The organism is Marinobacter sp. (assembly GCF_041984545.1).
In the GTDB taxonomy this organism is placed as follows: Bacteria; Pseudomonadota; Gammaproteobacteria; order Pseudomonadales; family Oleiphilaceae; genus Marinobacter.
This window is the reverse complement of record NZ_JBHIXV010000026.1, coordinates 48,534-56,328: the sequence shown is the minus strand read 5'-3', so window position 1 is coordinate 56,328 and position 7,795 is coordinate 48,534. Positions and strand designations below refer to the sequence as shown.

The 7,795-nt window shown below is 58.9% G+C and carries 6 protein-coding genes; 1 reads left to right on the top strand and 5 read right to left on the bottom strand.

The features are described 5' to 3' along the window. Positions 1-90 precede the first annotated feature (90 nt). From pilQ to ACFC20_RS12820, 5 genes are all read right to left on the bottom strand, one after another. Entirely contained in the window at positions 91-2,160 is a 2,070-nt protein-coding gene (gene pilQ / locus ACFC20_RS12840) for a type IV pilus secretin PilQ (protein ID WP_375193352.1), read from the bottom strand. Between the two features lie 65 nt (positions 2,161-2,225). Continuing rightward, positions 2,226-2,774 carry a pilus assembly protein PilP gene (locus ACFC20_RS12835; protein ID WP_091992290.1) on the bottom strand — a complete coding sequence of 183 codons (549 nt, stop codon included), beginning with the start codon at positions 2,772-2,774 and terminating at the stop codon, positions 2,226-2,228. Positions 2,775-2,776: 2 nt separating this feature from the next. After that, positions 2,777-3,388 carry a type 4a pilus biogenesis protein PilO gene (locus ACFC20_RS12830; RefSeq protein WP_375193351.1) on the bottom strand — a complete coding sequence of 204 codons (612 nt, stop codon included), beginning with the start codon at positions 3,386-3,388 and terminating at the stop codon, positions 2,777-2,779. Next, positions 3,388-3,951: a PilN domain-containing protein gene (locus ACFC20_RS12825; protein WP_375193350.1), complete on the bottom strand. Its 564-nt coding sequence runs from the start codon at positions 3,949-3,951 to the stop codon at positions 3,388-3,390. The genes ACFC20_RS12830 and ACFC20_RS12825 overlap by 1 nt, the downstream gene beginning before the upstream one ends. Continuing rightward, positions 3,951-5,015, bottom strand: a complete 1,065-nt coding sequence (locus ACFC20_RS12820) for a pilus assembly protein PilM (protein ID WP_375193349.1) — start codon at positions 5,013-5,015, stop codon at positions 3,951-3,953. The genes ACFC20_RS12825 and ACFC20_RS12820 overlap by 1 nt, the downstream gene beginning before the upstream one ends. Before the next feature lie 197 nt (positions 5,016-5,212). Here ACFC20_RS12820 and ACFC20_RS12815 point away from each other — a divergent pair, with 197 nt between their 5' ends. Next, a complete protein-coding gene (locus ACFC20_RS12815; protein WP_375193348.1) occupies positions 5,213-7,741 on the top strand; it encodes a penicillin-binding protein 1A in 2,529 nt (842 codons plus the stop codon). Positions 7,742-7,795: the final 54 nt, after the last annotated feature.

Genomic DNA, 7,795 nt, shown 5'->3' with positions numbered 1-7,795 from the left:
CGGGAGGACTTGCACCTCCAGGAGTGCGCCCGTGCCGGGCGCACCAAAAAAGCCGCCGGTGTCACGCGGCGGCTTTTTCTGCACCCCTGATTATCGAATGAGGTCGTTCTTGATGATCTTTGGCGTGATAAAGATCAGCAGCTCACTGCGCTCATCGATGTGCTCGGTGCGCTTGAAGATACGCCCGATGTAGGGGATGTCTCCGAGGAACGGGGTCTTGGTGGTCTGGGTGGCAACTTCGGACTGGAAAATACCACCGAGAACCACGGTTTCGCCGTTACCCACCAGCACCTGCGTGGTCACTTCATTGGTGTTGATGGACGGGATGCCGGCCGTCACTTCACCACGGGAATCCTGATTCACCACCAGATCCATGATGATCTTGTCGTCCGGCGTGATCTGCGGGGTGACTTCCAGAGACAGCACCGCCTCCTTGAACGAAACCGAGGTCGCACCACTGGAGGAGGCCTGCTGGTACGGAATCTCCTCACCGGACTTGATGGACGCGGTCTGGCGATCCGCAGTCACGACCCGCGGCTGGGAAACCACTTCCGCCTGACCGTCGCTTTCCAGGGCAGACAGTTCCAGATCAACCAGGAAGTCGTCGCTGCCCCAGCCGATGGCGAAGGACGACGCGCCCTCACCGGACACACCCAGATCCACGGCCAGAGCGCCCGGGAACGAGGTCTGGAAAGAACCGGGGGTAGCAGCGGAATCCCGTGCATCCTGCACGCCATCAAGGCCACCACCGATAGATACGATGTTGTCACCGTTAATGTCATAGGCCGCGCCGCCCCAGCGAACTCCGAGGTTCTCGGCAACGTTGGTCTGGGCACGAACAATCCGCGCTTCAATGGAAACCTGACGCACGGGCACGTCCCAGGTGGAGACGAGGCGACGGATCTCTTCGAGCTTCTCCGCTGTCTCCCGGACACTGATGGTATTGGTGCGAACATCGGAAGACACGAAGCCGCGGTCAGAGATCAGCTCTTCGTCTTCCTTGATCAACGACACGATGTCCGCTGCCTTGGCGTAGTTGACCTGAATAATATCCAGGCGAACCGGGGCCAGTTCGGCGATCTGCTTGTTGGTTTCCAGCTCGAGCTTTTCCCGGGCGGCAATTTCGTCCGCCGGCGCTACCAGCAGCACGTTGCCGATCTGGCGCTTGTCCAGACCCTTGGTCTTGAGAATCAGATCCAGGGCCTGATCCCAGGGCACGTTCTGCAGGCGAAGGGTGATGCTGCCACCCACGGTATCACTGGCCACCAGGTTCAGCCCGGTGAAATCCGCAATCAGCTGGAGAACCGAACGCACTTCGATGTCCTGGAAGTTCAGGGAGAGTTTGTCGCCGGTGTACGGGAACTTCTCTTCACGGCGCGACTCGGCCTCTTCCTGGGTCAGTTCCTCTACGCTGACAGTAAACTGGCTGCCAGACTGGTAGGCGATGTAGTCGTAGTTACCCTGCGGACTGATCTCCACCACGGCGTTGCCGTCTTCCACGAACGTATCGATCCGGGTTACCGGTGTCGCGAAGTCCGTGACATCCAGCCGACGACGCAGGTTGCTGGGCACTGTCAGATCTTCCATGGTGAGGCGGATCTTGCCGGCCCTCTCGGTCAGATCGACCGGGGTACTGGAGCTGCCAAGATCCACAATCACACGGCCCTCACCGTCTTTGCCTCGACGGAAGTCAACGCCAGACAGGGCATTCGCAGCCCCACTGGCAGACGACGAGGAAGCAGAGGTGGCGCTTGACGAGCCGGCCGTGCTGGCCACGGCACCGTCGCCACCAATGGTCATGACCAGGGAGTTGCCAGAACGGGTCGTGTCGTAGGGCACCAGCTCCACCAGGTTGAAAATCAGCCGGGTGCGGTCCTTGGTTTCCACCACCGTCATGCTCTGGGCGTTGCCCGAGCCCAGCGGAATACTCCGGCTGTCCAGACCACTGGTGGTATCCCGGAGGTCGACCGCAATGCGAGCCGGCCGCTCGATGGTGTAACCCGTTGGTTCCGGGGGTGTACCATCAAACTGGAGCTTGACCTCAAGCCGCTCGCCCGGTAGCGACGAAAACGACACGTCTTCCAGCGTGACCGCGTTGGCCAGGCCGGAGAACAACCCAAGAGCAATCACGCTGACGTATACATTGAGTTTTCTGAACATCGCTAGCCTCGACCCTAAACTTTTTTGTACGTGCATGGTTCTTTCATCTTTCATCCAGCCGCTCCTTAGCCCGCGTCTTCTTCCAGGGTCAGGGAGCGAGGACGCTCAACCCAGCCACCCCGGCCATTGGGAACGATTTCGATCAGTTCGATTCGGGTTTCACTGACGCCGACAATGCGGCCGTAGTTCTGCCCCATGTAGTTGCCCGTCCGGACCCGGTGAATACCCCCGGTGCTGTCTTCAACCAGTGCAAACAGGTTACCGGACGCGCCCTGCAGGGTGCCGACCATTTGCAGCGTCTTGAGGTCGAAATTCTCCAGCACTTCCCGGGGCCGATCCAGATCCGGCTCAACATTGCTCACCGGCTGTTCGTCTACCATGGTCAGTTGAACATCGATCGGTGGCTCGAAGGGCGCCCGACGGTCGGCTGCCGAATAGCTGAACGCCTCATAGGCCTTGAACTCCGGCAGCGGCTCCACATATCCGCGGGGCTTGGCACGGGTTTCCGCCATGAATTTATCAAGATCCGAAAAGCCACCGCCCTGGGAGCAGGCCGTCAGAAGCGACGCCGCACAGAGTCCCAGCCAGGCTTTTACCGCATGTTTTCCTGCCATGCTCATTCTCCAGCCCGGTAGCGGTAGGTACGGGCCACAACCTGCATATCAAGCCGCTCTCCGTCTCCGCCAGTTGGTTTGATGGTCAAGTCGTGCAGGGTCACGATCCGAGGAAGGCTTGCGACACTGCTGACAAAGGACGCCAGCTCATGGTAGGAACCGGACACCCGGATATTGATGGGCAGCTCGGAATAGAAATCGCGGCGCTGCTCTGGCTGAAGCTTCACCTCCTGAAGCGACAGGCCATTGCCCAGCGCCGTGTTGGTGATGTCTTCCAGCAGGCCCGGAACCTCGGTTTCACTGGGCAACTGCCGCACCAGCGCGCCGAAGGTCTCTTCCATCTCTGCCATCTGGGCCTTGAACACCTCCAGGTTTGCCACCTGATAGGCCTTTTCCTCGTATTTCTTGCGAAGTTCCTGTTCGGTCTTCTCCACCCGCTCGAGCTGCGCATACTGGTCCTTGATGAAGAACCAGTAGCCACCACCGGCAATCAGACCAAAAATGATCAGGACAACGATGGCCTTGACCGGTGCAGGCCAGATACCCGCGTTGTTGACATCCAGATCATTGATGTCGAATTCATTAAGACTTTTGAGTGAGTCCGCGAGGCTCATTACTTACCCTCCCCTTCGGGCTCAGGTGTTTTTTGCTGCACCGACAGGTTGAACTGGCTGTATCCGGCCCGACGACTGTCGGCGGCGGATACGTTGGAGAGATTGGGGTTGGTGAACCAGTCAGACTCCTCGAACTGACGCATCAGGTTGGAGATCCGGCTGTTGGATTCTGCCATGCCCACGATGTCGAGCCGGTCGCCTGTGCGCTTGAGGTCGGTGTAGTACAGGCCGTCCGGCAGCGTTCTGACCAGCTCGTCAAACACCCGGACAATCACCGGACGTTTGCCCTGGAGATCCTGGATAACCTGCATCCGGGCAAGCAGCTCGTCGCGCTGGCGCTTGAGGTTCTCGATCTCCTTGATCTGCTGGTCCAGTTTCTTGGTCGCGGTTTCAATGTAGGCATTGCGGGACTGCTGGTAGGCAATCCGGCTGTCCATGTCCGATTTCCAGAGAAACACCAGACCGCCGGCAATAATCGCCGCGCCCAGAATCATGACCACAAACTGTTTCTGCTTCTCGGCGCGAAGCTCCTCGCGCCACGGTCGGAGGTTGATCTTTGCCATCAGTCGAAGCTCCTCATCGCCAGGCCGCAGGCAATCATCAATGAGGGCGCGTCATTGCTCAGGGCTGATGCATTGACCTTTGACCCCACCGCCATATCCGCAAAGGGATTGGCCACCAGAGTCGGCGTACCTGTTTTTTCCTCGACCATTTCTGTGAGTCCCTGAATCGACGCAGTTCCGCCGGCCAGAACCACATAGTCAACGGCGTTGTACTGGCTGGCACCGAAGAAGAACTGCAGTGCCCGCGCGACCTGCTGGACCACCGCCTCCCGGAAAGGCATGAGCACTTCGGTCTCGTAGTCGTCGGGCAGTCCGCCCTGCTTCTTGGCCAGGCCGGCTTCCTCCAGGGACAACCCGTACCGGCGCTGGATCTCTTCGGTCAGTTGCTTGCCTCCGAAGATCTGCTCGCGGGTATATACGGTCTTGCCTCCGGCCAGAACGCTCAGCGTGGTCATGGTGGCGCCAATATCCACAATCGCGACCACCAGCTCCTCGCCCTGGGAATCGAGCTGGGGCTCGATCAGGGCGTAGGCCCGCTCCAGCGCGTAGGCTTCAACATCCACCACCTTGGTGGTCAGCGAGGCAATCTCGAGGGCGTCTTCGCGAATGTCGACGTTTTCTTTGCGGCAGGCGGCCAACAGCACGTCAACCTGGTCCGGATTACTCTCCGACGGACCCTGCACTTCAAAATCGATGGCCACTTCGTCCAGGGGGTAAGGAATGTACTGGTCTGCTTCGAGTGCGATCTGGTCTTCCATCTCGAACTCGTTCAGCCCGCCATCCATCTGGATGACCTTGGTGATGACGGCAGAACCGGACACAGCCACGGCTACCTGCTTGACACCGGAACGGGACTTGGACGCCACCCGCTTGAGCACCTCGCCCACAGCCTCGACGTCCGTGATATTTTTCTCGACCACGGCGTTGGCCGGCAACGGCTCAACGGCGTAGCTCTCGACCTTGTACCGGTCACCCTGCTTCGATAGCTCCAGAAGCTTGACCGAACTGGAGCTTATATCCAAGCCCAGCACTGCACTGGATTTCTTTCCAAACAATCCGAACACGCGCTCACCCTATACCTGGTTAGATGCACCCGGTTACGTAACTTATGTGATTTTTCTTTAAGAGAATTTCTTCATTATTCCGTCTACAATGCGTGTTCTTATTTATTCTCGAGAACCATTGCAGCGGTGAAGCGTCTCATCCTTCCTAAAGCAATTTCTCAAATGATAGACCTATATCCAACAGTTGTCAGAAAAAAATGTCTCATTTGTTGCGTGCATCTCGCCTTCTTGCCTGGTTGTTTCTTACCGGACTGAGTGTCGCCGTAATCGTTACCTCAGGCTTTTATCTTTATCTTCGCCCGGGACTTCCTCCCGTCTCACAACTGCTGGACATCAAGCTCCAGACGCCGTTGCGGGTATATAGCAAAGACAACAGATTAATAGCAGAATTCGGTGAAAAGAGAAGGGCACCGATCACAATCGAACAGATCCCAACAATTCAGTTACAAGCCTTTATGGCCGCGGAAGACGCGCGTTTTTACGAGCACTTCGGAGTCGACATCAAAGGCCTGGCGCGGGCTGCCATCGAACTGGTCTCCACCGGCGAGATTCAGTCCGGGGGCAGTACCATCACTATGCAGGTTGCAAAAAATTACTTTTTGTCACGCGACCGAACCTTTATCCGGAAGTTCAACGAGATACTTCTGGCTCTTCAGATTGAACGTGAACTGGAAAAAGACCGGATTCTTGAGCTCTACCTGAACAAGATCTATCTCGGCAACCGGGCTTACGGCATTGCCGCCGCAGCACAGGTCTACTACGACAAACCGGTCGCCCAACTCTCGCTTGCGCAAATGGCCATGCTGGCAGGTCTGCCAAAAGCGCCGTCGGCATTCAACCCGCTGGCAAACCCGGAACGCGCCATGATCCGGAGAAACTGGATTCTGGGCCGCATGCACTCACTCGGTTTCATTACCAAGGATGCCCGCGACCTGGCCGTTGCAGCGCCTCTGACCGCAAGCTACAACGCCACCGAGACCGAGGTCGATGCCGATTACGTGGCGGAGATGGCGCGCTCTGAAATGGTCCGTCGCTTCGGGGAGGACGCCTACACCGATGGCTACACGGTGACGCTTACCGTGGACAGCCGCAAGCAACAGGCGGCCACCGAAGCCCTTCGCGACGGACTCGTAGCCTACGATCGCCGACACGGCTACCGGGGACCGATTGGTCAGCTGGATGCCGACAGCCTCGCCGAGCGCGACCTGAGCAACCTTATGCTCAACTATCCGAAAGTGGCCTCTCTGTTACCCGCCGTGGTAACGGAGGTCAATGACGAGGAAGGCCTGGCCCGAGTCCACGTTCGCGAGTTGGGACCAAGCGTCATGCCGTTCGATACCATGACCTGGGCCCAACGCTACAAAACGGAAAACCTGACCGGTCCGGAGCCGGAAAAGTCGTCGGATGTCGTCGCCCCGGGCGACGTGGTCTACGTACACCCGGAGACGCCTCCGACTCCAGATGCCGGCGAGCAGGAAGCCGAGATTGACAATCGGGAGCAGGCACCGGCAAGCGTGGCGCTCGCGCAGATCCCACGGGTTGAAGGGGCACTGATTTCCCTGCGCACCGAGACCGGAGCCATCGAAGCCCTGAGCGGCGGCTACAGTTTCAGCCAGAGCAAGTACAACCGGGCCACCCAGGCCCGCCGCCAGCCTGGCTCCACATTCAAGCCCTTCCTTTACCTGAGCGCTCTGGAGAAAGGGATTACCCCGGCCACTATCTACAACGACGCTCCGATTGTGTTCGACGACTCCGAACTTGAAACCGCCTGGCGCCCCCAGAACTCTTCGGGCCAGTTCTATGGCCCCACACGGCTTCGGGAAGCCCTGTATCGCTCCCGCAACCTGGTATCCATCCGCCTGCTGAGGGACCTGGGAATCCAGAACACCCTGGACTACCTGAAGCAGCTGAAGATTCCCACCGCCAACATGCCAGACAACCTTTCCCTGTCATTGGGCAGCGGCCAGCTGACACCGATGGAACTGGCCCGAGCACTCGCCGTCATTGCCAATGGCGGCTATGACGTGCAGCCCTACCTGATTGAAAGCATTCAGGACATCCAGGGCAAGACGATCTACAAGGCACCTGACACCATACTCTGCGACACCAACTGCGACGAACTGCTGGCACAGGCAGCGCCCGCCACTGCCATTGACCAGCCCCCTTCCGCGCAGGGAACAGACACGCAAGCGCAGGACAACAGCGGCGACAAAGAGACAAAGATCCGGGTGATGCAACGCCTCGCGGACGAACGGGCGGTCTACATTCTGCACTCCATGATGCGGGATGTGATTCGCCTGGGCACCGGGCGCAGAGCGCTTGCGCTTGGCCGGGATGACATCGCGGGCAAGACCGGCACCACCAATGAACAGAAAGACACCTGGTTCGCCGGCTTTAACCACAAGATTGCGACAACCACCTGGGTGGGCTTTGATCAGCCGGCGCCCCTCGGCCGCCGCGAATTCGGTGCCAGCACCGCTCTACCCATCTGGCTGGACTACATGGAGGTGGCGCTCGAAGGCACCGAGCCGGCGGTGATGCCGCGCCCCAATGGCATCGTCAACATTCGCATCAACCCGGAGACCGGGCAACGCGTACGCCCAGGCGAGGAAGGGATTTTCGAGATATTCCGTGAAGAGGACGCACCACCCCCCCTCTCCGCTCAGGACGACGGCAATGGGGGCGGCGGTGCCGAGGAGGACGATCTGTCCCGCAGGATCTTCTGAGTACGGACGCTCAGCCATAAAAAAACCGGCGGGATCACCGCCGGTTTTTTTGAC